The organism is Ruegeria sp. CDSB013 (genome assembly GCF_059611165.1).
In genome coordinates, this window is sequence record NZ_JBXWPA010000004.1 from 214,578 (window position 1) to 236,498 (window position 21,921).

Annotated in this window: 20 protein-coding genes, 1 pseudogene and 1 riboswitch; of the genes and pseudogenes, 11 read left to right on the forward strand and 10 right to left on the reverse strand. The window is 56.6% G+C overall.

What is annotated here, in order from left to right:
* Positions 1 to 12 precede the first annotated feature (12 nt).
* The 3 genes from AC2FJF_RS09295 to AC2FJF_RS09305 are packed head-to-tail and all read right to left on the reverse strand — an operon-like array spanning position 13 to position 2,065.
* A complete protein-coding gene (locus AC2FJF_RS09295) occupies positions 13 to 810 on the reverse strand; it encodes an iron chelate uptake ABC transporter family permease subunit (protein WP_496724893.1) in 798 nt (265 codons plus the stop codon).
* Positions 810 to 1,562: a metal ABC transporter ATP-binding protein gene (locus tag AC2FJF_RS09300; protein ID WP_496724895.1), complete on the reverse strand. Its 753-nt coding sequence runs from the start codon at positions 1,560 to 1,562 to the stop codon at positions 810 to 812. The genes AC2FJF_RS09295 and AC2FJF_RS09300 overlap by 1 nt, the downstream gene beginning before the upstream one ends.
* A gap of 2 nt (positions 1,563 to 1,564) precedes the next feature.
* Positions 1,565 to 2,065: a Fur family transcriptional regulator gene (locus AC2FJF_RS09305; protein WP_496724897.1), complete on the reverse strand. Its 501-nt coding sequence runs from the start codon at positions 2,063 to 2,065 to the stop codon at positions 1,565 to 1,567.
* A gap of 68 nt (positions 2,066 to 2,133) precedes the next feature.
* Between AC2FJF_RS09305 and AC2FJF_RS09310 the strand changes: the two genes are divergently transcribed.
* Positions 2,134 to 3,186: a zinc ABC transporter substrate-binding protein gene (locus tag AC2FJF_RS09310; protein WP_496724899.1), complete on the forward strand. Its 1,053-nt coding sequence runs from the start codon at positions 2,134 to 2,136 to the stop codon at positions 3,184 to 3,186.
* A gap of 238 nt (positions 3,187 to 3,424) precedes the next feature.
* Here AC2FJF_RS09310 and AC2FJF_RS09315 read toward each other — a convergent pair whose 3' ends face one another.
* Positions 3,425 to 4,210: a HalD/BesD family halogenase gene (locus AC2FJF_RS09315; protein ID WP_496724901.1), complete on the reverse strand. Its 786-nt coding sequence runs from the start codon at positions 4,208 to 4,210 to the stop codon at positions 3,425 to 3,427.
* 475 nt (positions 4,211 to 4,685) lie between these two features.
* Here AC2FJF_RS09315 and AC2FJF_RS09320 point away from each other — a divergent pair, with 475 nt between their 5' ends.
* The 7 genes from AC2FJF_RS09320 (at position 4,686) to AC2FJF_RS09350 (ending at position 13,039) form a co-directional block, all read left to right on the forward strand.
* Positions 4,686 to 5,450 (forward strand): enoyl-CoA hydratase, encoded by a 765-nt coding sequence (locus AC2FJF_RS09320; RefSeq protein WP_496724903.1) that lies wholly within the window; start codon positions 4,686 to 4,688, stop codon positions 5,448 to 5,450.
* Between the two features lie 316 nt (positions 5,451 to 5,766).
* Positions 5,767 to 6,255, forward strand: a complete 489-nt coding sequence (locus AC2FJF_RS09325) for a CBS domain-containing protein (protein WP_058276691.1) — start codon at positions 5,767 to 5,769, stop codon at positions 6,253 to 6,255.
* A gap of 24 nt (positions 6,256 to 6,279) precedes the next feature.
* Positions 6,280 to 7,644 carry an ArsB/NhaD family transporter gene (locus tag AC2FJF_RS09330; RefSeq protein WP_496724906.1) on the forward strand — a complete coding sequence of 455 codons (1,365 nt, stop codon included), beginning with the start codon at positions 6,280 to 6,282 and terminating at the stop codon, positions 7,642 to 7,644.
* Between the two features lie 138 nt (positions 7,645 to 7,782).
* Positions 7,783 to 7,888: riboswitch (TPP riboswitch) on the forward strand.
* Positions 7,889 to 7,921: 33 nt separating this feature from the next.
* A complete protein-coding gene (gene thiB, locus AC2FJF_RS09335; RefSeq protein ID WP_496724908.1) occupies positions 7,922 to 8,902 on the forward strand; it encodes a thiamine ABC transporter substrate binding subunit in 981 nt (326 codons plus the stop codon).
* Entirely contained in the window at positions 8,878 to 10,425 is a 1,548-nt protein-coding gene (locus AC2FJF_RS09340) for a thiamine/thiamine pyrophosphate ABC transporter permease ThiP (RefSeq protein WP_496724910.1), read from the forward strand. Before thiB ends, AC2FJF_RS09340 begins: the two co-directional genes overlap by 25 nt.
* Entirely contained in the window at positions 10,412 to 11,104 is a 693-nt protein-coding gene (locus tag AC2FJF_RS09345) for a thiamine ABC transporter ATP-binding protein (RefSeq protein WP_496724911.1), read from the forward strand. The genes AC2FJF_RS09340 and AC2FJF_RS09345 overlap by 14 nt, the downstream gene beginning before the upstream one ends.
* Positions 11,105 to 11,170: 66 nt before the next feature.
* Positions 11,171 to 13,039 carry an adenylate/guanylate cyclase domain-containing protein gene (locus AC2FJF_RS09350; RefSeq protein WP_496724913.1) on the forward strand — a complete coding sequence of 623 codons (1,869 nt, stop codon included), beginning with the start codon at positions 11,171 to 11,173 and terminating at the stop codon, positions 13,037 to 13,039.
* Between the two features lie 31 nt (positions 13,040 to 13,070).
* Here the strand turns inward: AC2FJF_RS09350 and AC2FJF_RS09355 are convergent, their stop codons facing one another.
* The 6 genes from AC2FJF_RS09355 to AC2FJF_RS09380 all read right to left on the reverse strand — a co-directional run bounded on the left by AC2FJF_RS09355 (position 13,071) and on the right by AC2FJF_RS09380 (position 19,620).
* Entirely contained in the window at positions 13,071 to 14,036 is a 966-nt protein-coding gene (locus AC2FJF_RS09355) for a GlxA family transcriptional regulator (RefSeq protein WP_496724915.1), read from the reverse strand.
* A 233-nt stretch (positions 14,037 to 14,269) separates the two neighbouring features.
* A complete protein-coding gene (locus AC2FJF_RS09360) occupies positions 14,270 to 15,247 on the reverse strand; it encodes an HpcH/HpaI aldolase/citrate lyase family protein (protein WP_496724917.1) in 978 nt (325 codons plus the stop codon).
* A gap of 45 nt (positions 15,248 to 15,292) precedes the next feature.
* Complete coding sequence (locus tag AC2FJF_RS09365; protein WP_496724919.1) at positions 15,293 to 16,264, reverse strand: 2-hydroxyacid dehydrogenase; 972 nt, start codon at positions 16,262 to 16,264, stop codon at positions 15,293 to 15,295.
* Positions 16,264 to 17,154 carry a succinate--CoA ligase subunit alpha gene (gene sucD / locus AC2FJF_RS09370; protein ID WP_496724921.1) on the reverse strand — a complete coding sequence of 297 codons (891 nt, stop codon included), beginning with the start codon at positions 17,152 to 17,154 and terminating at the stop codon, positions 16,264 to 16,266. The genes AC2FJF_RS09365 and sucD overlap by 1 nt, the downstream gene beginning before the upstream one ends.
* Positions 17,154 to 18,350, reverse strand: coding sequence for a malate--CoA ligase subunit beta (locus AC2FJF_RS09375; RefSeq protein WP_496724923.1), 1,197 nt, complete (start codon positions 18,348 to 18,350; stop codon positions 17,154 to 17,156). Before AC2FJF_RS09375 ends, sucD begins: the two co-directional genes overlap by 1 nt.
* 28 nt (positions 18,351 to 18,378) lie before the next feature.
* A complete protein-coding gene (locus AC2FJF_RS09380) occupies positions 18,379 to 19,620 on the reverse strand; it encodes a pyridoxal-phosphate-dependent aminotransferase family protein (RefSeq protein ID WP_496724925.1) in 1,242 nt (413 codons plus the stop codon).
* 220 nt (positions 19,621 to 19,840) lie between these two features.
* Here AC2FJF_RS09380 and AC2FJF_RS09385 point away from each other — a divergent pair, with 220 nt between their 5' ends.
* The 3 genes and pseudogenes from AC2FJF_RS09385 (at position 19,841) to AC2FJF_RS09395 (ending at position 21,851) form a co-directional block, all read left to right on the forward strand.
* On the forward strand, positions 19,841 to 20,470 hold the full coding sequence (locus tag AC2FJF_RS09385) for a response regulator transcription factor (RefSeq protein WP_496724926.1): 630 nt from the start codon (positions 19,841 to 19,843) through the stop codon (positions 20,468 to 20,470).
* A 27-nt stretch (positions 20,471 to 20,497) separates the two neighbouring features.
* Positions 20,498 to 20,677 (forward strand): annotated as a pseudogene (locus AC2FJF_RS09390) (transposase); the annotation flags it as partial.
* Between the two features lie 313 nt (positions 20,678 to 20,990).
* Entirely contained in the window at positions 20,991 to 21,851 is an 861-nt protein-coding gene (locus AC2FJF_RS09395) for a Rossmann-like and DUF2520 domain-containing protein (protein ID WP_496724928.1), read from the forward strand.
* Positions 21,852 to 21,921 lie beyond the last annotated feature (70 nt).

Consider the following 21,921-nt stretch of genomic DNA (forward strand, 5'->3'; position numbering starts at 1 on the left):
TTTAGGCGACTGTCAGGAGTTGGTATGACGCTGCCAACCAAGCAGGCTGAAACAGGCAAACAAAATGGCGGCAACACAGACAATCGAGGGCCCGGCCGGCGTGTCGAAGACATAAGCCGCCCTCAACCCAGCCACAGCAGACGTCGCCCCAATTGCCGCTGCAATCAGGGCCATCGTTTCCGGTGACCGCGCCAGATTGCGCGCCGCAGCGGCTGGAATAATGAGCATCGCCGCTATCAGCAGAACACCCACAACTTTGATCGCGACTGCCACCGTGATGGCCAGTGCAAGCGTCAATATCAGTTGTTCGCGCTTGGGGTCGAAGCCGCTGGCATAGGCCAGTTCCTCGTTCAAAGTCGCCGTCAACAACTGGGACCAACGCCAGGCAATCAAAACTACGACCAGTGCAGCGCCGCCCCAGATGACGGCCAGATCCGAACGGGAAACCGCCAGAATATCTCCAAACAGATAGGCCATCAAATCAATCCGGACACCGGAGAGGAATGAAACCGCCACAAGGCCAAAAGCCAGAGCGGAATGTGCCATGACACCCAGCAACGTATCCATTGCGTACCCACGACCTGCCAACAGCGTCACGGTCAGCGCCATCAACAAGGCGACGGCCAGCGCACCTGTAAAAACCGACATCTGAAACGTTAGCGACAAGGCCACGCCAAGAATGGCTGCGTGCGCTGTGGCATCGCCGAAATAGGCCATACGGCGCCACACCACAAAACACCCCAACGGCGCCGCAGCAAAGGCCACGCCTACACCGGCCAGCGTGGCTCGGGTCATGAAATCATCAAGCATTATTCTGCGGCTTCCTGTGAATCTGTTCCATGGTCATGATGATGATCGTGGTTGTGATCATGATCATGGCGGTAAAGGGCAAGCGCACCACCTGTTCCGGTTCCGAACAACGCGCGGTATTCGGGGGCCGAGGCCACAACCGCAGGTGAGCCCTCGCAACAGACATGGCCGTTCAGGCAGATCACCCGGTCCGAGGCGCTCATTACCACGTGGAGCTCGTGGCTTATCATGATGATAGCGCACCCTGTTTCCTGACGCACGTCTTCGATCTGGCGATAGAACGCAGCCGACCCGGGCTGATCCAACCCCTGCGTGGCCTCATCCAGCAACAGGATTTCGGGTCGGTTGATCAAGGCCCGCGCCAACAGCACGCGCTGGAATTGCCCGCCCGAAAGCTGTGACATCTGGCGCTTGAGCAGATCGGGCACACCGGCCGTTTCCAGCGCAGTCGCGCAATCCTTCTTTGACGCGCGATGGGTCAGCCGCATAAACCGTTCGACGGTGATCGGCAGGGTCGGATCGATATGCAGCTTTTGCGGGACGTAACCAATTCTCAGCCCCAGCTTTCGCTTTACCCGCCCGGCAGACGGTTTGATTGCACCGATTATGGCGCGCAGCAGGCTTGTCTTACCCGAACCGTTAGGGCCGACGATGGTCACGATTTCACCAGGTTCGACCCCCATGTTAATGTGCCGTAACACGGTATTGGCCCCATAGCTAACGCTGAGGTCTTCTACGGTAATCAGGTTCATTTCTACGCCTTTTCGGTGCAGTCGGGGCAAACGCCTTCGGCTTCTACAACGGTCCGCTCAATCTCGAAACCCACCGCCCGCGCGGCTGCGCCCAGCTCTCCTTTCGCGGGTGTTGAATGTGCTTCGGCCACGGCATCACATTTCCTACAAATCATGAAGGCCGGGGAATGCGTTGCCCCGGGATGCGCGCAGGCGACAAATGCGTTCAACCGTTCGATTTTGTGGACGAACCCGTTCTCGACAAGAAAATCGAGGGCGCGGTAAGCCACTGGTGGCTGCGATCCGAAGCCTTCGTCGCGCAATCGATCAAGGATTGTATAGGCACCCAAGGCCCGATGTTCCTGCAGCAGCATTTCCAAAACCTTGCGCCGCACGGGAGTCAGCCGCAGACCTTCTTCTTTGCACCGGGTCTCGGCAACGGTCAGGCTGCTTTCGACGCAGTGCGCGTGGTCGTGCTTTTGGAATCCGACAAGGGCGGAGTCTTCAGCAGGTGCAGGTCTCATCTCACTTGTCATGTTATTCCATATCATATATGCCGCTCGCAACGTTATAAAATCACATAGAGGGTTTGATGTCCAGAAAGCTTCTTCCTGTTTCGATCACGGCTGCGTTGATGGGGGGCACAGCAGTGGCCGATGTCCCAAATGTTGCAGTTGATATTGCACCGGTGCACTCGTTAGTGGCGCGCGTGATGGAAGGTGTTGGCACACCGAACCTGATCGTACAAACCGGCGCGTCCCCGCATGAATACAACCTCCGCCCTTCCGAGGCGGCTGCCCTGCAGAATGCGGATTTGGTATTCTGGATGGACGAGGACCTGACCCCATGGATGGAAGGCGCCGTCGAGAACCTGGCCAACGGAGCGACAGTCACCCCCCTGCTGGAAGTGGATGGCACCGTCCTACTGGATTTCCGCGAGGACGCGCTGTTTGAAGCGCACGATCATGACGATGAAGATCACGCCGAAGAGGAGGAACATGACGATCATGGTCACGAGGATCATGCCGACGACAAAGACCATGACGATCATGACCACGAAGAGCATGCCGAGGGCGATGACCACGATCACGAGGATCATGCGGAACACGACGACCACCATGACCACGCGCACGGCGATCATGATCCGCATGCCTGGCTTTCGCCCAAAAACGCCGACACCTGGCTGAACGTGATTGCCGCTCAGCTTTCCGCTGCGGACCCGGACAATGCGGGTGCATATTTCGCAAACGCGGCGGCTGCGCGCGAAGAGATGGCAGCCCTCTCTGCTGAAGTAAGTGCAACTCTGGAACCTGTACGCGGAAGCAACTTCATCGTGTTCCACGATGCCTATCAGTACTTCGAGAACGCCTTCGACATCCCCGCGTCGGGTGCGATTTCGCTCAGCGATGCGTCGGATCCAAGCCCGGCGCGGATTTCAGAAATTCAGGTGCGCATTCGCGAAGAAGGGATCAATTGTGTTCTGTCAGAGCCGCAATTCAACCCCGGCATCGTCGCCACTGTTTTGGACGGAACCGAAGCAAATACAGGTGTGATAGATCCGCTAGGTTCTGATCTTGAACCTGGGGCCGAACTGTACCCGCAAATGATCCGGAACATCGCAAAAACTTTGGCGGAATGTCTATGACCTGACCGGGCAGCCCGTTTTGGCATGAAAACCCAGAACGGGCTGAACATAGCCGGGGACACCAGGGCATCTCGGACACTTGCTTTTTTTGCGTTTCAGTGCTCGGGGTATACGCCCGTTTGGGAACGCATCCAGATGTCTTATTGAGTTCCCAACAAAATGATGCAGTCAGAAGCTTTAGCGGTGTCCGGATTAACGATCCTGACACTGTCTAGGGTCAGGCATGTGCCATCTCAGATCACGACGCGCGCCCGTAAAACCCGATGCGTTCTTCGTGTGTGAACTGAACATTTGGCCGATCATAAAAGGAAAACACGGCGATCATGCGGTCGCGGTCGCCTTGAACAGGCGAAACGCGGTGCGCCGTGTTTTTGCCTTTGAAGATGTTCAAAGTCCCCGGTTGCAGTTTCATGAGCGTGGGCTTGCGCCGACCTTCCAACAATTCAGCCACGCCGTCATAATTAGGGTTGTCATCACTACGTAGGTCCTTTTCGTACTCGAATTCACCGCCCGCTAACGGCGCTTGCAACAGCAGCGTTGTGGTGAATTCGGACCTGTCGAAATGCCAGTTCAGGGCCTGCCCGGCTGAGTAAGCCATTACATTCACGCGGGCCAGCGGATCATCCATGACAAAAAGCTTAGGCTTTTCCATGACCGCAGCCAAAAACTGCGCAAATGGCGGCCATTCATAAAGGCGGATGACAAAGGCCTGCCCCAACTGATCGGCGCAAATCGTCCTGTTAGACGTTTCAAATTGGGTCAGGGCCGGATGGTTGCTACCGAGGCCCTCGATAGACGTCCTGAAATAGATGTTGTGCCGCCGTGCATGGACAAAAGCCTCTTCAGCGAAAACCGGTTGCAGCTCAGACACCGCCGATTCCAGCGCACTGTCGCGAACAAAGCCAGGCAGGTTGAAAAGTCCATTCTCAGAAAGATCGGCTTTGCAGCGTTCGATCAGGCTGTGCCAGGCCATGCTGCCCGGCTGGTCCAGCGGATACAAATCTAAGTTTATGACATCACGCATCTTCGACCCTCCTTTCCTGTTATCCTGAGCAGGGCTTGAAACAGAGTTTTATCAATGGATAGTCTTTTTGGAGAGCATAAGAAATTCAAAAGCTCTGACCGGAAACGGATTGCCCCGCGGAAAGTGCCTGTTCCTGAGGGCGCTTGTTCAGTAGAAATAGCGGCGATGGATTTAAAGTCGGAGACCCTCATCAGGATGAGCATGTCGCCGATCCCTTTGCGGCAGGAGTACCGGATAGCTTACGCAAAAAGACGTAGATCTCCTCCAGATGTAAAAATAGTCGTAGCTGCGCTGCATAGTTAAGGCACCACTGAATTCAACAGTGGGGATCAATCTGGCACACTCGCCCAGCGACGTGAGGTAACTGCCCTGATTTGTTGACGCAGGCTATTTGCCCGCATACGAACTTGCCCACATGCAGGAAACCCACAGCCGACGCGACACAAATACCGCCGGGCATCCAAGGAATAACGCCATGAGCGAACATATCATCGTCAGCACTCAGGATCGCGTCACCACAGTCACGATTTCTCGCGCAGACAAGAAAAACGCGATCACTTTTGCCATGTATACCGCGATAGCTGAAGCCATCGAAGAATACGGTCAAACCGATCAAGCCCGGGCGCTGGTCATCACTGGTCAAGGCGATATGTTCACAGCCGGGAATGACCTGCAGGACTTTATGACAGGCGGGCTTCCGGCGGGTGACGTTGAAAATCCGATTACTCGGTTCCTGAATACGATCCGGGATTGTCCGAAACCCCTGATCGCCGCAGTAAACGGTCCTGCAATTGGCGTTGGCCTGACCATGCTGCTGCACTGCGATCTGGTCTATTCCGCGGACAGCGCTACATTTAGCGCGCCATTTGTCCAACTGGGCCTGGTGCCCGAGGCCGGTTCGTCGTTGCTTCTGCCTGCGTCCCTCGGCATGGCTGTCGCCAATGACGTCTTGCTGGCCGGGCGGGTTCTGACGGCATCCGAGGCCCTGAACCACGGGTTGGTCGCGCGCGTCTTTGCCGACAATGAGTTGATGAGCAAAGTCCAGGAGATCGCACAAGCCATTGCGGCCTCATCCCCGGTAGCGCTCAAACAGTCCAAGGCCCTGATCCGCAATCAGCGTGACACAGTGGCCGGACACATGGCCGCAGAAATCAAGATCTTTGCCGCGCAACTACAGTCCCCCGATTTTGCCGAGAGTATTGCGGCCAAACTGCAAAAACGCGCACCAAATTACAGCTGACCCGCGCCTTTGAGCGATTACGGCTTTCCACGCCCGACGGCAACCCGGACTAGATGTAACGGCAACTGAGGCACAAAACGCCGCTGCACTAAACCCAAGCTGAAACCAACCTTCCGTCATTGGCCGGCGTCGCCAATGACGGAAGGTTATCAACTTAATTTCATTACCGGGCTGGTCAATTTCGCCCGGCAATGGAATCAGTGCGCACCAACAAATTTTGATTCGTCCTGACACGCTTTCACAAGCCGAAAAGGGCGTGCCCTGCGGCTTTTGGATACCGTTTCACCCGAATGCCGCGTGAAGTCAGAGGAAAAGCATGGGCCTAACCTGCTATGACGTGATGGTACCGTCTGAGGTACAAAAGACCATTCTGCCGGATGAAAGCATCGCCACGGCCTTCAACATCATCAGGGGCAGCCGGGCACGATTTCTGCCTGTCGTGGCTGAAGACGGAACTTATGTTGGCGTCTTTACTGCCCCAACGCTGCTGAAACTGATCCTGCCGAAAGCGGCGACAATCGGTCTGAATGATGATGCGTCGCGCGTCGCGATCGACTCGCTCAGCTTCATGAACCTGACGCGGGAAGATTTCGAACAACAGATGGAGCGGCTGAAGACCGAAAAGGTTCGCGACAACATGTCGAGGCCCTCGAACATCCCCGTTGCTGCACCCGACACGCCAGTGATGGAAGGTATCTTCCTGATCTACAAATACAAACGGCACGTGATCCTTGTTGAGCCCGAAACCAACCGTTTCGTTGGCACCGTAAGCGCCAACTCGCTTTTGGATCGCGCACTCAGCTAACCCTATACAAACCGGACTAAAACCTTGGCTACGCATTCGACGTCACATGGAGAGGCCGCTCTCTCTGTTCCACAACTATTGGGCATAGATCCGCTTTGGGCCGCGACCGGAATTCTGATTTTGGTTTATGCGGTCCTGATCACAGAAAAGGTCAACCGCGCCATTTTAACGATGCTGGGCGCGTCCCTGATGGTCCTGTTTGGCATCATCAATCAGGAACAGGCCGTGGCGGGTGTGGACGCCAACACTCTGGCACTACTTATCGGCATGATGGTCATCGTGGGGATCACCAGCAAATGCGGATTGTTCCAATACGTAGCGATCAAGGCCGCAAAAGCGGTGAAAGCCAATCCAACCGGCATCCTGATCATGCTGACGCTGATTACGGCGGTGTTTTCGGCCCTGCTGGACAACGTAACGACCGTATTGCTGATCGCCCCGATTACGCTGCTGATCACTGAAGCCCTGGAAACGCGTGTGTTCCCGTTCTTTGTCGCCGAGATCCTGGCCTCGAACGTGGGGGGAACAGCGACGCTGATCGGTGACCCGCCCAACATCATCATTGGCTCGGCCGCAGGGTTGAGCTTCAACGATTTCGTGGTGAACCTGGCGCCTATCTCGGCCATATGTCTGGTTGTCCTGACCGGCATTATTTACCTTATGAACCGCAAGGAACTGGCCCGCATTCCGAAATCGGCCAGCGATCGGATTATGGGGTTCAACGAATCCGAAGCGGTTACTGATGTTGTCTTGATGATCAAGTCTCTGGCCGTATTGGCTCTGGTTTTGCTGGGGTTCACGCTGGGGCACAGCTACGGCATTCAGCCCGGTACGTCAGCGTTGGCCGGTGCAGGCCTGTTGATGCTGCTGGCCTATGGCCACCAAAGCGGTGAAGAACAATCCGAGTCGGTTCACCACATTTTTGGTGAAGTTGAATGGGTCACAATCTTTTTCTTCGGTGGGCTGTTCGTCATTGTTGCCGGTGTTGAACATGTTGGCCTCTTGGCATTCTTTGGTGAGAAAGTGCTGGAGCTGACCCAAGGCGACATGATGTGGACCGCGTTCTTCATCTTTTGGGCCTCCGGCATTTTGTCCGCAATCCTCGACAACATTCCTTTCGTGGCAACGATGATCCCTCTGATCGAGTCCACCGCAGACACGTTCGGCGGCAAGGACGCGATTGAACCCCTGTGGTGGTCGCTGGCGCTTGGCGCCTGTCTAGGCGGCAACGGCACACTGTTGGGGGCAAGCGCCAACCTTACGGTGGCTGCTTTTGCGGAAAAGGCCAAGCAGCCCATCGGCTTCATCGCCTTCGCCAAAATTGCATTCCCGATCATGATCCTGACCTTGATGATCGCAAACGTTTATATTTGGCTGCGTTACTTCTGACCCTATGGCCCTTTGAACCAAACGCATTACAGGTTCAAAGGGCGTCCGGCTCCGGACAGGCTTACTTGCCCACATACGACACGCGCCGCGCCGAGGCGCCGAATTTGGTTGTCTTTCTGGCCAATCCCCCCTAGTGACGGCCTCACCTCGGGGAGCACGGCCTGCCGCGCTGAGATGCTTATCAAGCGAACCCGTAGAACCTGAACCGGCTAGAACCGGCGGAGGGAAGGGTTTCGGTTTCATCCATCCTTGCCCTCTCGCCGCAATGGAGGATGACATGAAACATCTGCTAATTGCTGCGGGACTTCTGAGTGCAACTTCGGCTATCGCCGCCGACAAGCCTCAGCTTACCGTTTACACCTATGACAGCTTTGTATCCGACTGGGGCCCTGGCCCGCAGGTCAAAGAAGCCTTTGAGGCAACCTGCGACTGCGAGTTGAACCTCGTGGGCGTTGAAGATGGTGCCGCGCTTTTGTCGCGTGTCCGGCTTGAGGGTGAAAACTCTGACGCCGACGTCGTCCTTGGGCTGGATACCAACTTGATTGCATCGGCCCGGGAAACTGGCCTGTTTGCGCCCAATTCCGTTTCTGCCGACTTCGCGCTGCCGATCGAATGGACCGATGACACGTTCACACCGTATGACTGGGGCTACTTCGCCTTCGTTCACAAAGCGGATGCGACCGCGCCTGCGAACTTCCGGGAGCTGGCGGATAGCGACACCAAAATCATCATCCAGGACCCTCGCTCGTCCACGCCGGGTCTGGGTCTTCTGATGTGGGTCAAAGCGGCTTATGGTGACGAAGCACCCGAAATCTGGGCAGGTCTTTCCGACAACATCGTGACGGTCACCAAAGGTTGGTCCGAGGCATACGGCCTGTTTCTTGAGGGCGAGTCGGACATGGTTCTCAGCTACACGACATCTCCGGCCTATCACCTGATTGCCGAGGACGATGACAGCAAGGCCGCGTCAGCTTTCGACGAAGGCAATTACTTGCAGGTCGAAGTCGCTGCAAAGCTGGCTGCAACAGATCAGACCGATCTGGCGGATCAGTTTTTGCAGTTCATGGTCTCGGACGCGTTCCAGCAAATCATTCCGACGACCAACTGGATGTATCCGGCCGTAACCCCGGCAGACGGCCTGCCCAAAGGGTTCGAAACCCTGACAGTGCCGGCAAAGTCGCTTCTGTTCTCTCCCGATGAAGCCGCCGCCGTGCGGGATCAGGCCCTGGCAGAATGGCAGAACGCGCTCAGCCAGTAAGCCCATGGCCCGGTATCGGTGCGGCGGCCCTGGTCGCCGCGCTGATCCTGGGCACTCTTTCGGCGGTTGCACTGCGTGCTGAAACCAGCGGCGGGTTCACTCCCGCCGACTGGGCTGCGCTGCGGTTCACGCTGACCCAAGCCACACTGTCCGCATTGTTCAGCGTGGTATTGGCCGTGCCGGTTGCGCGGGCTTTGGCACGTCGGAGGTTCCCCGGCCGACGGGCTTTAATTGCGCTTTTAGGCGCGCCCTTCATCCTGCCGGTCATCGTTGCCATTCTGGGTCTGCTGCAAGTCTTTGGCCGGTCGGGATGGATCTCGGACAACCTTGGCATTTTCGGCCTGCCGCCCATACGCATCTACGGCTTGCATGGGGTCGTACTGGCGCATGTTTTCTTCAACCTACCCCTGGCCACACGCCTTGTGTTGCAAGCCTGGCAGGAAATTCCTGCAGAACGGTTTCGCCTGGCCGCACAACTGGGCTGCAATGGCATGGCCATGTTTCGACTGATCGAGATGCCCATGCTCAAACGGACCCTGCCCGGGGTTCTGGCGGTAATCTTCGCCATCTGCCTGACCAGCTTCGCCGTCGCCCTGACCTTGGGCGGAGGACCACGGGCTACAACGATCGAACTGGCGATCTATCAGGCCTTCACCTACGATTTCGACCTGGGCCGCGCCGCCCTGTTATCCGCCCTGCAACTTGCCCTGACAGCTGCGACCGCTTTAGTGGCGCTGAAGTTTGCGCGCGGGGACGGTTTTGGAACAGGTCTCGATCGCGCCTTGCGCCGCTGGGACGGGGGTGCGCCGACGATAGATATATTCTGGATCGTCGCAGCGGCCGTCTTTTTGCTGCTTCCTTTGGCATCGGTCGTAATTTCGGGAGCTGCCGGGTTGTTTGACATGCCCGCAATCGTTTTTAGGGCCGCGCTGATCTCGGTCCTTGTTGCCGCTGCAAGCACCGCAGTCCTGCTTTTGCTTGCTTTGCCTATGGCCACCGCCGTCGCGAGCGGCCGGTACGGGCTTGTGGAACTCAGCGGCATTTTGGGTTTGGCGGCATCACCACTGGTGATCGGTACGGGCCTGTTCATCTTAATCCGGCCTTTGGCAAACCCGACGACATTGGCTCTGCCTGTCACTGCTTTTGTAAATGCTGCGATGGCCCTGCCGTTTGCTTTACGCATTCTGGTCCCCACGGCGCGCGACATAACCGCTAGGCACGGACGTCTCGCGCTTTCATTGGATATGACAAAATGGACGTTTTTCACACGCATCTTGCTACCGCGCATGCGTCCACAGATCGGTTTTGCCGCTGGCCTTGGGGCGGCTCTGTCAATGGGTGATCTGGGCGTGATCGCACTGTTCGCCGATCCGCAGATCGCGACCCTGCCCTTGCAAATCTACCGCCTGATGGGCGCCTATCAGATGCAGGCGGCTGCCGGCGGGGCATTAATGCTGTTGCTGCTGTCCATGGGCGCATTCTGGCTATTGGACCGAGGAGGGCGCTGGCATGCTGAAGCTTGACGACTGTGTGATTGAAAACGGGAATTTCACCCTAAACGCCGATATCCAGATCGAGGTTGGCAACAGCATTGCCATTATTGGCCCGTCCGGCGCGGGCAAGTCCACATTGCTGGAGACTATCGCCGGATTTCGAGACCTAAAAAAGGGCCAGATTTTTTGGGGTGGGCGACAGATTTCCAACCAGCATCCCGGCAAGCGCCCTATGGCGATGCTGTTTCAAGACGGAAACCTGTTTCCGCATCTGACGGCTGAACAAAACATCGCCCTGGGCCTGCGCCCAAATGGTCGGCTGTCGAGGGACGAGGATGCACAGGTTCAGTCCGCACTGGACCGGGTTTCATTGCATGGTATGGGCGCGCGCAAACCCTCGGAACTGTCCGGAGGACAGCAAAGCCGGGTTGCCCTGGCCCGCGTACTTGTGCAGCGGCGCGACCTGTTACTTTTGGACGAACCGTTTGCCGCCCTTGGGCCAGCCCTAAAGGTCGAAATGCTGGATTTGGTGGCCGATCTGGTAGCCGAAACCCAAACGACCCTATTGATGGTCAGCCACGATCCGCAGGATGCACGCCGAATTGCCGACCAGACCGTACTTGTTGCAGACGAAACAGTGCATGCCCCCGTTCAGACAGCGGAACTCTTTGACAACCCGCCGCCAAGCCTGCGTGCCTATCTTGGCTAGCGGCGATCCCGCCTGAGACGTCAACGAGACGTTGTAACGGGTCGCCAAGCTAAATATCGTTCAAAGATGGTCAACGAAGATAGGCATACGCAGCACACTGGCGTGATCGACAAAAGCGCCCGGGCGCAAAGCTACCGCCAGTCAAGGTTGAAGATCCGAATTTCTACTCTGCTGGCGCTGACCATTGGCGGACTGGTGGCAATATCGGCTGGGGCAGTTCTGTTGGTTTCGACTTATGCCAATTTTCAGAACACGACGGAACTGTTGAATACGTCTGCCGCGATGATCGTCGAATCCATCGAAGACGATATCTTCAGCCTGACGACACCGATCGAGGAACTGGCACAATCCCTACAAGAAGACGCAAGCACGGGCGAAGTCGATCTGCACGACACCGATTTTCTGAAAGCCTACTTCAAAGGTGTGGTGGCTTCGGTCCCGTATCTGACCGATCTTGCCATCGTGTATCCTGACAGCAGTCTGTTCATTTCAACACATATAACCGATGTTGAGGGGCCACGTTTAATAACGTCATACGAGCCTCCTGCTGCAGGCACGCTTCAGTATCTTAAAGATGTCAAAGGCTATGATGGTTTGTTCTGGAACGAACCCTTCTTTGACCAGGGCCGGACACATATCTCAGCGACTGTACCTGCCTATAAAGACGGTATTTTCCTCGGGGCCGTGCTCGTTTCTTCTACCGTTCACCATTTCTCGGGCCTGGTCGACGAGTTAAGCGGGAAATACGGGGCAACCGGTTTTGTTCTGTACGGTGACAACCGCGTTCTGGCCCATCCCAAATTGCTGAACCTGTCCGCAAACACGTTAAGCTCAAACGCCCCCTTGCATTCGGTCGCAGCACTTGATGACGCGGTCATCTCACAAATGCTGATGCAGCCACCCGAGTTTCAGGGCAACGATGGAACATTTGTCGGATATGTGGTCGAGGCGCTGGACGGAGAACACCTGGTTTTGACAAGCATCGTCAGCGGCTTCGGATCTGAGCCGTGGGTGATCGGGCAGTATTCTCCACTAAGCGATTGGAGCAACCAGTGGTCCCGGCTGAGTGACGCCGCCCTGGTCAGTCTTGGTTTGCTGATCGCTTCGGTCATTGCGGCGCTTGTGTTGGCAAGACGATTGGCGGCACCCATTCACAGGTCGACCGAAGAAGCCATCAAAATCAGCGAGCTGAATCTGAACCAGATCGACCACCTGCCCCCCTCTCGGGTCTCAGAACTGAACCTTCAGGCTGTGGCCTTCAACAAGATGCTCGACGGGCTGCGCTGGTTTGAAACTTACTTGCCCCGAACCCTTGTACGGCAAATGCTAAAGACCGGGGATCCTAACCTTGTGTTGCCGCGCGAAGTCGAACTGACGGTGATGTTCGCCGATATCGTGGGGTTCACACCCGCATCCGAGGCCATGACGCCACAAGCCACGGCAGCAATGCTGAACCGGCATTTCGAGATCCTGAACCGCTGTATCGAAGCCGAAGGCGGAACGCTCGACAAATACATCGGCGACGCGGCGATGGCGTTCTGGGGCGCCCCTCAGGACCAGACGGATCATGCCGAGCGCGCCTGCCGGGCTGCATTGGCAATCAAGCAATCTCTGGCTGAGGCTGGCGTCGAGTACGGCGTCAAGATCGCGGTGCACACCGGACCGCTGATTGTCGGCAATATCGGGGCCGTCGACAGGATGAATTACACAGTGATCGGCGACACGGTGAACACCTGTGCCCGGATCGAAACCCTGGTAGGCGAACTGCCAAGTGACGAGCAAACCAGGATTTTGATCAGCGATGCCACAGCGCGACTGATCAGCCCGGTTTTTCATCTGATCGACTGCGGCGAATTCACGGTCAAAGGACGTTCAAGGAAAGTGAATGTCTACCGCCTTTGCGATGCAGATAAGACCCTTGGCCCCTCAGCATAACCTGCCAGAAATTCCGGAGGCCATATAAAGGTCATTCGGTGCGCCGCAATTGCTTTGGTGTTTTGCCGTATTCGGCCTTAAATGTCTGGGCAAGCGTAGAGGTTGATGCAAAACCGCAGGCAATGGCGATGTCAATAATCGGCATTTGCGAGTTCGAGACCAGGGTAAACGCTTTTTTTAATCTGATCTTTCTATAAAATTTTCCGGGCGATGTGCTCAAGTGCAGCATGAACTGGCGCTCTAACTGCCGGGTGGATACGCCCACGCGGCGGGCAAGACTGGCCGTTGGCAACGGGTGTTCCGTGTTTTCTTCCATGATGCGGATCGCGTTTTGCAGCCGCTTTTCTAGGAAATTCGGGTTCGCGCTCACGCCTTTGGGTTGCTCTTGCGCGTGGCCCCGAACGTCGTTCAGCATCAATTGACAGGCCAGTTCAGCCCTGTCCTGAGGCTCAAGAACCTCGGCCAGAATGCCGATGATCGCCTCGACGGTATGACCGTGCCCGGCGCAAGTCAGCACCGTTCCATTTCGGGCAACAAGACTTTCAGAAAGCATGGGGTAATCCCCAATCTCACGCAGCAAACCTATGTCGCGCCAATGTGCCGTGACCGGCCCGGATTGTTGCACTGTCGCCTTGATATATTCGCGCGCCGCGTCCGAAAACAAGGCAACCGGTCGTTTATGCTTTTGCATTGCCCGGACGCGTCGCAACCATGTACTGACATTTCCCAATTGACCGCCCACGACACACAGGCAATCGCTCAGATACTGGTCAGAGATGGCAGGCGTTGCCCGCACAATCAGGTCTGAACTGCTGGACACCAAGCCGGGCGTGTCCGACGTAATCTGCCACCGAAAAAGATCGCGGTTGAGAACATCATTTGCCGTCTGCAAAACTGCAATGATGGATGACAGCTCCAGATAGGCAAATTCCGCCTGAACAAAAATCTCGAAAGCTATTTGCTGTTCGGTCTTCGATTTGTCTGTGAGTGCTAACATTCGACGAGATCTTGTTGTTCTTTATCAGCGCGATAGCCCCTTTCAAGACCCGATCAATCTTTGGGGCAGCCGAACATCAATTGGCAAGGACCTAGTTTGAACCGATCGTGGGGTTGAAAGCAAGGAACAAGTCCGCAGGGGTCGTCGCGGCCATGCGTTTCCGATCGTAGTCGTAAAATCGAAACGCAGGGTCTGAACGACCCCGCGCCAAGTGATGCCTGGTCTACCTTGGTTTATGCCGCCGCTATCTGGCCTGCCTTTTCGACCAATACTTCTGCCTGACGGATCGAGGCATAGTCGATCAATCGTCCATCCAGCGACACAGCACCTTTCCCGGATGCCTCGGCCTCGGACATGGCGATAAGGATACGCTGTGCCTTGTTCACCTCAGCGTCAGATGGGGACATGACCTCGTTGGCCAATGCAATCTGGCTGGGATGGATGGCCCATTTGCCTTCGCAGCCCAGAACGGCCGCACGTTTTGCCGCAGCCTTGTAGCCGTCAGGATCCTGAAAGTCTCCGAAAGGCCCGTCGATTGGGCGCAGACCGTTAGCACGGGCAGCAACGACCATGCGGGCTAGTGCATAGTGCCACATGTCGCCCCAATGAGTCAGACGGCCACCATCAGCATCCGCGTCTGTCAGAACCGAATAATCCGGGTTCACCCCACCGATGATCGTCGTCCGCGCGCGGGTAGAAGCGGCATAATCGGCAACCCCAAAATGCAGGCTTTCATTGCGTTTTGAGGCGGCCGCGATCTCGCTGACGTTCTGCATGCCCAATGCAGTTTCGATAATGTGTTCAAAACCGATCCGCTTCTTATATCCTTTGGCATCCTCGATCTGAGTGACAAGCATATCAACAGCATAGACGTCTGCGGCGGTGCCTACCTTTGGGACCATGATAAGGTCCAGCCGCTCACCAGCCTGTTCGACCACATCGACCACGTCGCGATACATGTAATGGGTATCCAGCCCGTTGATCCGAACCGACATGGTTTTGGAACCCCAATCGATATCATTCAGTGCCTCGATGATATTCTTACGCGCCTGTTCCTTTTCGTCCGGGGCAACAGCGTCTTCGAGGTCAAGAAAAATGACGTCCACATCTGATTTCGCGGCCTTTTCGAACATACCAGGCTGGCTGCCCGGAACGGCAAGTTCGCTGCGGTTCAGGCGGGCGGGCGCCTGGTCGATGGAATGAAAGCTCATGGTTTGGGTCCTTCGTCTTTTGGTTCAGAGTGATCGGGGTTGGCCTCAGATCACGCGATCTCGGGGCGCGCGTCCGGCGAAAAAGTCGTTGAGGTTATCCAGAACGCGAAACCCCATCGCTTCGCGCGCCTCGCGCGTGGCGCTGCCCAGATGCGGCAGCATCACGAGGTTGTCGCATTGCAACAGGTCCGGGCTGATGCGGGGTTCGCCATCGAAAACATCCAGCGCCGCTCCGCCGATCATGTCAAACATCAGCGCCTGGATCAGTGCCCATTCGTCGATCACCTCACCGCGCGCGGTGTTGATCAGAAAGGCGTCGGGTTTCATCAGGCTTAACCGGCGCGAGTTGATCAGGTGCCGGTTCGCAACACCACCAGGGCAATGCAACGAAACGAAGTCACACTGCGGCAACAGATCGTCAATCGTATCTACCTGAGTTGCGTTGCATCGGGCCAGTACATCCGGCGCAACCTTGCTGCGGTTGTAGACAATGATATCCATCCCGAACCCGTGGTGCGCCCGGCGGGCCATCTCTTGTCCGATGCGGCCGTAGCCGATGATGCCCAGAGTTTTGCCACTGACCTTGGTGCCCACCAGATGTGTAGGCCGCCATCCGGTCCAGTTGCCCGAGCGCAACTCACGCTCTCCCTCACCTGCACGGCGCGCCACCATCAGCAGCAACGTCATCGCAATATCAGCAGTGCATTCGGACAGAACGTCAGGCGTGTTTGTCACCGTCATGCCCAATTCGCGGGCCGCGGGTTCGCAGATGTGGCTGTAGCCGACCCCGTAATTTGCAAGGATCCTGGTTTGCGCCGCTGAAACGTCCAGTGCCTCGGCGTTCAGCGTATCTGTGACAGTGGGCAACACCGCATCATAGCGTTTCAAGGAATCCCGTATTTCAGCCGGGGACATGGGCTTGTCCCCGGTATTCAGAACGACGTTGTAATTCTCGGCCAACTGCGCCTCGACGGCAGCAGGCCAGCGACGGGTAACAAGAACCGAAGGTTTAGCCATTACGCAGCCTTTCCCATGACGCGGGCGATGGTTTCGCCGATAACAGCGGGATTTTCAGCGACCGTGACGCCGGCTGCCGAAAGGATTTCGACTTTCTCGGACGCGCTTTCGCCAAAGGCCGAGATGATCGCGCCCGCGTGGCCCATCGTCCGGCCTTTGGGTGCGGTCAAGCCTGCGACATAGGCGACGACGGGTTTGGTCACATGATCGCGGATGTATTCCGCGGCTTCGGCCTCCTGTGGGCCACCGATCTCGCCGATCATGGCGATGACTTCGGTGCTTTCGTCCTGTTCGAACCGTTCAAGGATATCGCGGAACGAAGATCCATTGATCGGATCACCACCGATACCCACGCTGGTCGAAATGCCAATACCCCGTTCCTTGAGTTGGGCCGCAGCCTCGTACCCAAGCGTCCCCGAGCGGCCAATGATCCCAACATTGCCCGGCAGATAGATATGTCCGGGCATGATCCCCAATAGCGCTTTACCTGGGCTGATTGTACCCGCGCAGTTTGGTCCGGTCAGAACCATGCGTTTGTCTTTTGGATACCGATACATGTAGCGCTTGACCCGGATCATATCCTGCGCCGGGATGCCATCGGTGATGCACACGCAATAGCGAATACCTGCGTCGGCGGCCTCCATGATGGAATCCGCGGCGAACGGTGGGGGTACGAAAACAAGGCTGGCATCCGCTCCGGTGGCTTCGACGGCCTGTTTGACGGTGTCAAAAACCGGCACACCCTCGACGGTTTCGCCGCCTTTGCCGGGGACAACACCGCCAACGACGTTTGTGCCATAGGCCAGCATGTCCTTCGTATGAAAGCGCGCCATGCGTCCGGTGATGCCCTGAACGATAACCCGTGTGTCGCGGTCGAGAAGAATGCTCATTACACAGCCCTCATCTTGGTGTTTTGGGACAGATCGTTGCGCCACGCGCCGACAGCGCGTTCTGCGGCCTCCATCAGAGTAGTGGCGCGGATGATCGGAAGACCGGATTTGGCCAGAATTTTCTGACCCTCTTCGACATTCGTTCCAGCAAGGCGCACAACGACCGGAATGTCGATCTCGATCTCGCGCAGTGCCTGCACGACGCCTTCGGCAACCCAGTCACAACGGTTGATCCCGGCGAAGATGTTGACCAGCACCGCCTGAACATTGTTGTCCGACAGAACCAGCCTGAACGCCTTTGCTACTCGTTCTGGAGACGCTCCACCACCGATGTCGAGGAAGTTTGCGGGCTCTCCTCCGGCCAGCTTGATCGTATCCATCGTGGCCATAGCCAAACCAGCGCCGTTCACGATGCAACCGATATTGCCTTCCAGCCCAACATAGGAAAGACCACGATCCGCCGCGCGGCTTTCGCGCGGGTCTTCCTGGCTTTTGTCACGCAGTTCAGAAATCTGGGGATGCCGGAACAGGGCGTTGTCGTCAAAGCTCATCTTGGCATCCAATGCCAACACGCGGTCGTCACCTGTGACGACCAGCGGGTTGATTTCAACCATCGTGGCGTCCAGTTCGCTGAACGCGGCATAGCAGCCCTGCAATGTCCGCACCATTTGCTGAACCAGACGCGGTTCCAGCCCAAGGTTGAAAGCGATCTCGCGCGCCTGAAACTCTTGCAAGCCGACGGCGGGTTCCACAATAGACCGCACGATACTGTCGGGGCGCTCGGCCGAGATGTCTTCGATCTCCATCCCACCTTCTGACGAGGCAACGATCATCACCCGCTGGCTGGAGCGATCCAGCACGAAGCCCAGATAAATCTCGCGGTCGATAGGCACGGCAGATTCGACATAAACACGGTAGATACCCTTGCCCTCGGGTCCTGTCTGATGTGTCACAAGCTTGCGGCCAAACAGATCGTGGCAGGCTTGATAGATCTCGTTTTCAGTGTTGCACAGCTTGACGCCGCCCGCTTTGCCACGGCCACCGGCGTGGACCTGCGCTTTGACGATCCACTTGTCACCGCCCAGTTCGCGCGCACGGTAGGCCGCCTGTTCAGGGCTGTAAGCCAATGCGCCCGACGGCACGGCAACACCGAAATTCGAAAGAACCTCTTTCGCCTGATATTCATGAATATCCATCTGCAATCCTCCCGTTCATGCAGTGTGATTAAGCCGCGATCGACGTGCCATAGCGGCTTTCGAGCAGCGCCTCGATTTCTTCGAATTCGACCTGACCGCCCAGTTCCCGGATGGCTTCCGCAAATAGACGCACGATGCGGCTGACAGCCTGTCGGTTGAGCTGATTGAGAATGCCAATACGAACCTGAACCGGCGCGCTCAGCGTCGGCCAGATGCCAAAGCCCTGTGCCCGGCAATGCTGCACCAATTCCATTTCGCGACCGGCCAGTTCCGGCGGCAAGTTGAGCACAACAAGGCTGGGCATATCCGAGGTCACCTCGCACCCCATGGCTGTCACGGCGTCGCGCAGCACGCGCTCGTGGGTCTTGTAGGATGCCGACCGTCTGGCCAGACCTTCCTGCAATGTCAGACGCAGGGACTCATGGAACGCGGCGACGGCGTATCCGGAATGCGTTCTGTGATAGGTCCCTTTTTCAACATCCTGACCGTCGACAATGCCCCAATGGCGCGCTTCGAAAATCGGATTGTGCACGTAAGTGTAGGCACCTGTGGTCTTGAGAGATCGGATAAAGGTATCCGTAAAACTGACCGGCGCGTAAGTCAGGGGCAGACAACAAAGCCCCTTTTGCGGACATGACGCCCAACCGGCGATCCCCGGATAGTCATCGATCGAAAAGTCATCCACACCCAGCGATGAAACTGCATCAATCAGACCCATTACACCGTGACGCTCGCACGCATCCGAGAACGCGCGCAGGTCGTTGACGCGACCAGATCCGGTTTCCCAATGCGCCATGAAAGCCCATTTGGGCTTGTGTTCCGCCAACGCGTCCTCGGCCATTTCACCGGTCACCGGCTGACCATGCGGGACATCAATCACTGTGACACTTGCTGCCTGAGGATCCAGCGGATTGGCGGCATGTTCCTCTGGTGTGGCCGCCTTGATCCGCAAAGTCAGCGCGTCGATCCCGGAGAAGGTTCCGTTGGCAAAGGCCACGACCTTGTCACCGGGCATGACGGCAGAGAACATGGTGTCCAGCGCGCTCCAACCTGTCCCGGCGACGGCGAAAGTATATGCGTTTTGGGTGCCCCAGACCTTGCGAAGCATGTGTTTGCATTCAACCATGCCCCTGAGAACATCGCCCTGCATGTGATCGGCCACGCCCGCGTTGGTGAAAGCTTGCAGAACACGTGCATCCGTATTGCCCGGCCCGGGACCGGCGGCCAAGGTCTCGGGGATCTCAAGCGGAGGGAAAATCTGAAATGTCATCGGTTGACGTCCTCGGCATTTGAAGGGGCATCTGGGCCCATTGGGTTGCATTGCCAATTAGGAAACGCGGACTTGCCTCGTGACACAACGTAACTTACTACTGCTTTAGGATGGCTATTTGGGTCGGAAATTTCCCACCCTTATTGGTAAAAATACAAAGGTATACCGAAATTTCACCTACCTATACGGGTAGTTTTTGCGGAAATTGGACAGAAATCAGATGGTTGAAACCGTACAGACACAGATTGACGTCATGCTGGCCGACAGCAATCCTCTGGTCCTGTCGGCCATGTCGGAGATCTTTGAACGCGACTCACGATTCTCGCTTGTTGCGACCTCGGCGACGGCCGAAGGCTTTTTGGGGACGGTGATGCGGGTTCCCGTGAAAGTCGGAGTTATCGACTGGAATCTTCCCGTTTTGGGTGCAGCCAAACTGATTGAGGTGCTACGCGAACAGGCCAATGCACCACGGTTTGTCGTTTACGGCGATACGTCCGGTGACGTTCCAAGACTGGCAATGCAAGCGGGGGCCGCCGGGTTTGCTGCGCGATCTGGCGAGGTCGAAGGCTTGCTGAAAACTTGTGCAGACGTCGCCGATGGCAAGATGGTGTTTCCCTTCGTTGACGTCCGCAAAATGCAGCAGGACCCCATCCAAAGCCTGTCCCGCAAAGAGCGCGCGATTCTCGAGGCTCTGGCACAGGGTATGTCCAACCGGGATTTATCGAAGGAGCTTCAGATTTCCACCAACACGGTCAAATTTCACTTGTCCAACATTTATGAGAAACTGGCCGTAAAGAACCGAACCCAAGCGATTGCATACTACTATTCATCTCGGTTGTCGCGCGAGTAAGCCAAGCGTTTCCCGGCTTAGCCGGCCATGAAAGTGCTGTTCAGATCACCGCTGAGACAAACGACCGGGTTCGTCGCCAGTCTCTTGCACCTGATCGGGTTGAAAAGATCTATTCCGGATTTCAGCACACAGTGTCGACGTCTAAAGACGCTGAACGTAAGAATACTGTGTCATTGTTCCAAAGGTCCATTGAAACCCGCGGTCGATCGAGCTGCGGCAACGTCAAAGATGCTCGCACGTTGCCGAAGTTTCTGGATCAAATTCCACCAGAATAGCCAATCGGCTCTGTCACGACCGAACTGTGCGCGGGTAATCTGGACTGAGACACAGCCTCAATGGTTGTCACTGTACATGAGGCATTTTGCGAGAAACGCCATTAGATCGGGTTGTTGATGTCCGGCAAAAACCGAAAGGTGGTCGCTGAAACTTTGAAATTGCAATCCTGTCAAGCCGGGCCTTTGCAATGGCCCTGCGCCGCAGGCATAGTCCTGACAAAGCCAGTCGCCAAAGGCCGAAAAGAATGGACAGGATCAAAGTAAATCTGATCGGAGCGGGCCGGGTCGGTCAGACATTTCTGAGCCTTCTCAGCTCTTTGACGGATTGCGAAATACAGGATGTCCTTAGTGCAAGTCGGAACTCGGCAGAAAACGCTGTTCAACGCGTCGGCGCAGGTCGGGCCGAAACTGACCTATCAGATATGCGGCCAGCCGATCTCTGGGTTATCGCAGTACCAGACACGCAAATCTCTCGCGTCGCCTCCGACCTTGCCGCGACGCAGACAGCGATAAAACAACGCCCCACAGTCTTTCACTGCAGCGGATTCTTCCCGGCTGATGAACTGGCCGCGTTGCGTAGGCTGGGCTGGCGTTTGGCCAGTGTGCATCCGGTCCTTTCCTTCGCTGACCCTGATACAGCGATAAAACAGTTCACGGGCACCCTGTGCGGCCTTGAAGGTGACGCCGATGCATTAGCTATCCTTCAACCTATTTTGGAAAGAATGGGGGCCGAGTGCTTTTCGATCCGCTCTGATGGCAAGAGCCTTTATCACGCGGCGGCCGTGATCTCGAACAACTTTGCCGTAGTGCTTCAAGCCATCGCGCGCGAAGCCTGGGCCGAAGCCGGGGTCAGGGCCGATGTGGTCCCACTGCTGAATGCAAGGCTTCTTGAAAGCACTGCGGAAAATGTCGTTGCTTTGGGACCGCAACAGGCATTGACGGGCCCGGCCGCGCGCGGAGATGAACGAGTCGTGACCACTCAGGGACGCGACGTGGCAAACTGGCACCCCCAGGCCGGAGAGGTTTATCGCACCTTAAGTGACATGGCCGGGTCTTTAAAAAAGACCGGTTCGACCGATGCCACCCTTAAGTTGTCAAAAGAATAAGCCGCATCGCTCGCGTACTGAGGCCCACGCAATTCAGTTGGCACCAGTTCGGGGTGTCTTCAACACAGAG

What these genes read in the sequence shown, in the direction of transcription:
- AC2FJF_RS09300 (WP_496724895.1), bottom strand. Translation starts at nt 1,562, where the DNA reads ATGAACCTGATTACCGTAGAAGACCTCAGCGTTAGCTATGGGGCCAAT.
- AC2FJF_RS09315 (WP_496724901.1), bottom strand. Translation starts at nt 4,210, where the DNA reads ATGCGTGATGTCATAAACTTAGATTTGTATCCGCTGGACCAGCCGGGC.
- AC2FJF_RS09345 (WP_496724911.1), top strand. Translation starts at nt 10,412, where the DNA reads ATGCTGAAGCTTGACGACTGTGTGATTGAAAACGGGAATTTCACCCTA.
- AC2FJF_RS09385 (WP_496724926.1), top strand. Translation starts at nt 19,841, where the DNA reads ATGGTTGAAACCGTACAGACACAGATTGACGTCATGCTGGCCGACAGC.
- AC2FJF_RS09355 (WP_496724915.1), bottom strand. Translation starts at nt 14,036, where the DNA reads ATGTTAGCACTCACAGACAAATCGAAGACCGAACAGCAAATAGCTTTC.
- AC2FJF_RS09320 (WP_496724903.1), top strand. Translation starts at nt 4,686, where the DNA reads ATGAGCGAACATATCATCGTCAGCACTCAGGATCGCGTCACCACAGTC.
- AC2FJF_RS09350 (WP_496724913.1), top strand. Translation starts at nt 11,171, where the DNA reads ATGGTCAACGAAGATAGGCATACGCAGCACACTGGCGTGATCGACAAA.
- AC2FJF_RS09295 (WP_496724893.1), bottom strand. Translation starts at nt 810, where the DNA reads ATGCTTGATGATTTCATGACCCGAGCCACGCTGGCCGGTGTAGGCGTG.
- AC2FJF_RS09375 (WP_496724923.1), bottom strand. Translation starts at nt 18,350, where the DNA reads ATGGATATTCATGAATATCAGGCGAAAGAGGTTCTTTCGAATTTCGGT.
- AC2FJF_RS09360 (WP_496724917.1), bottom strand. Translation starts at nt 15,247, where the DNA reads ATGAGCTTTCATTCCATCGACCAGGCGCCCGCCCGCCTGAACCGCAGC.
- thiB (WP_496724908.1), top strand. Translation starts at nt 7,922, where the DNA reads ATGAAACATCTGCTAATTGCTGCGGGACTTCTGAGTGCAACTTCGGCT.
- AC2FJF_RS09305 (WP_496724897.1), bottom strand. Translation starts at nt 2,065, where the DNA reads ATGAGACCTGCACCTGCTGAAGACTCCGCCCTTGTCGGATTCCAAAAG.
- AC2FJF_RS09325 (WP_058276691.1), top strand. Translation starts at nt 5,767, where the DNA reads ATGGGCCTAACCTGCTATGACGTGATGGTACCGTCTGAGGTACAAAAG.
- AC2FJF_RS09340 (WP_496724910.1), top strand. Translation starts at nt 8,878, where the DNA reads ATGGCAGAACGCGCTCAGCCAGTAAGCCCATGGCCCGGTATCGGTGCG.
- AC2FJF_RS09365 (WP_496724919.1), bottom strand. Translation starts at nt 16,264, where the DNA reads ATGGCTAAACCTTCGGTTCTTGTTACCCGTCGCTGGCCTGCTGCCGTC.
- AC2FJF_RS09310 (WP_496724899.1), top strand. Translation starts at nt 2,134, where the DNA reads ATGTCCAGAAAGCTTCTTCCTGTTTCGATCACGGCTGCGTTGATGGGG.
- sucD (WP_496724921.1), bottom strand. Translation starts at nt 17,154, where the DNA reads ATGAGCATTCTTCTCGACCGCGACACACGGGTTATCGTTCAGGGCATC.
- AC2FJF_RS09395 (WP_496724928.1), top strand. Translation starts at nt 20,991, where the DNA reads ATGGACAGGATCAAAGTAAATCTGATCGGAGCGGGCCGGGTCGGTCAG.
- AC2FJF_RS09380 (WP_496724925.1), bottom strand. Translation starts at nt 19,620, where the DNA reads ATGACATTTCAGATTTTCCCTCCGCTTGAGATCCCCGAGACCTTGGCC.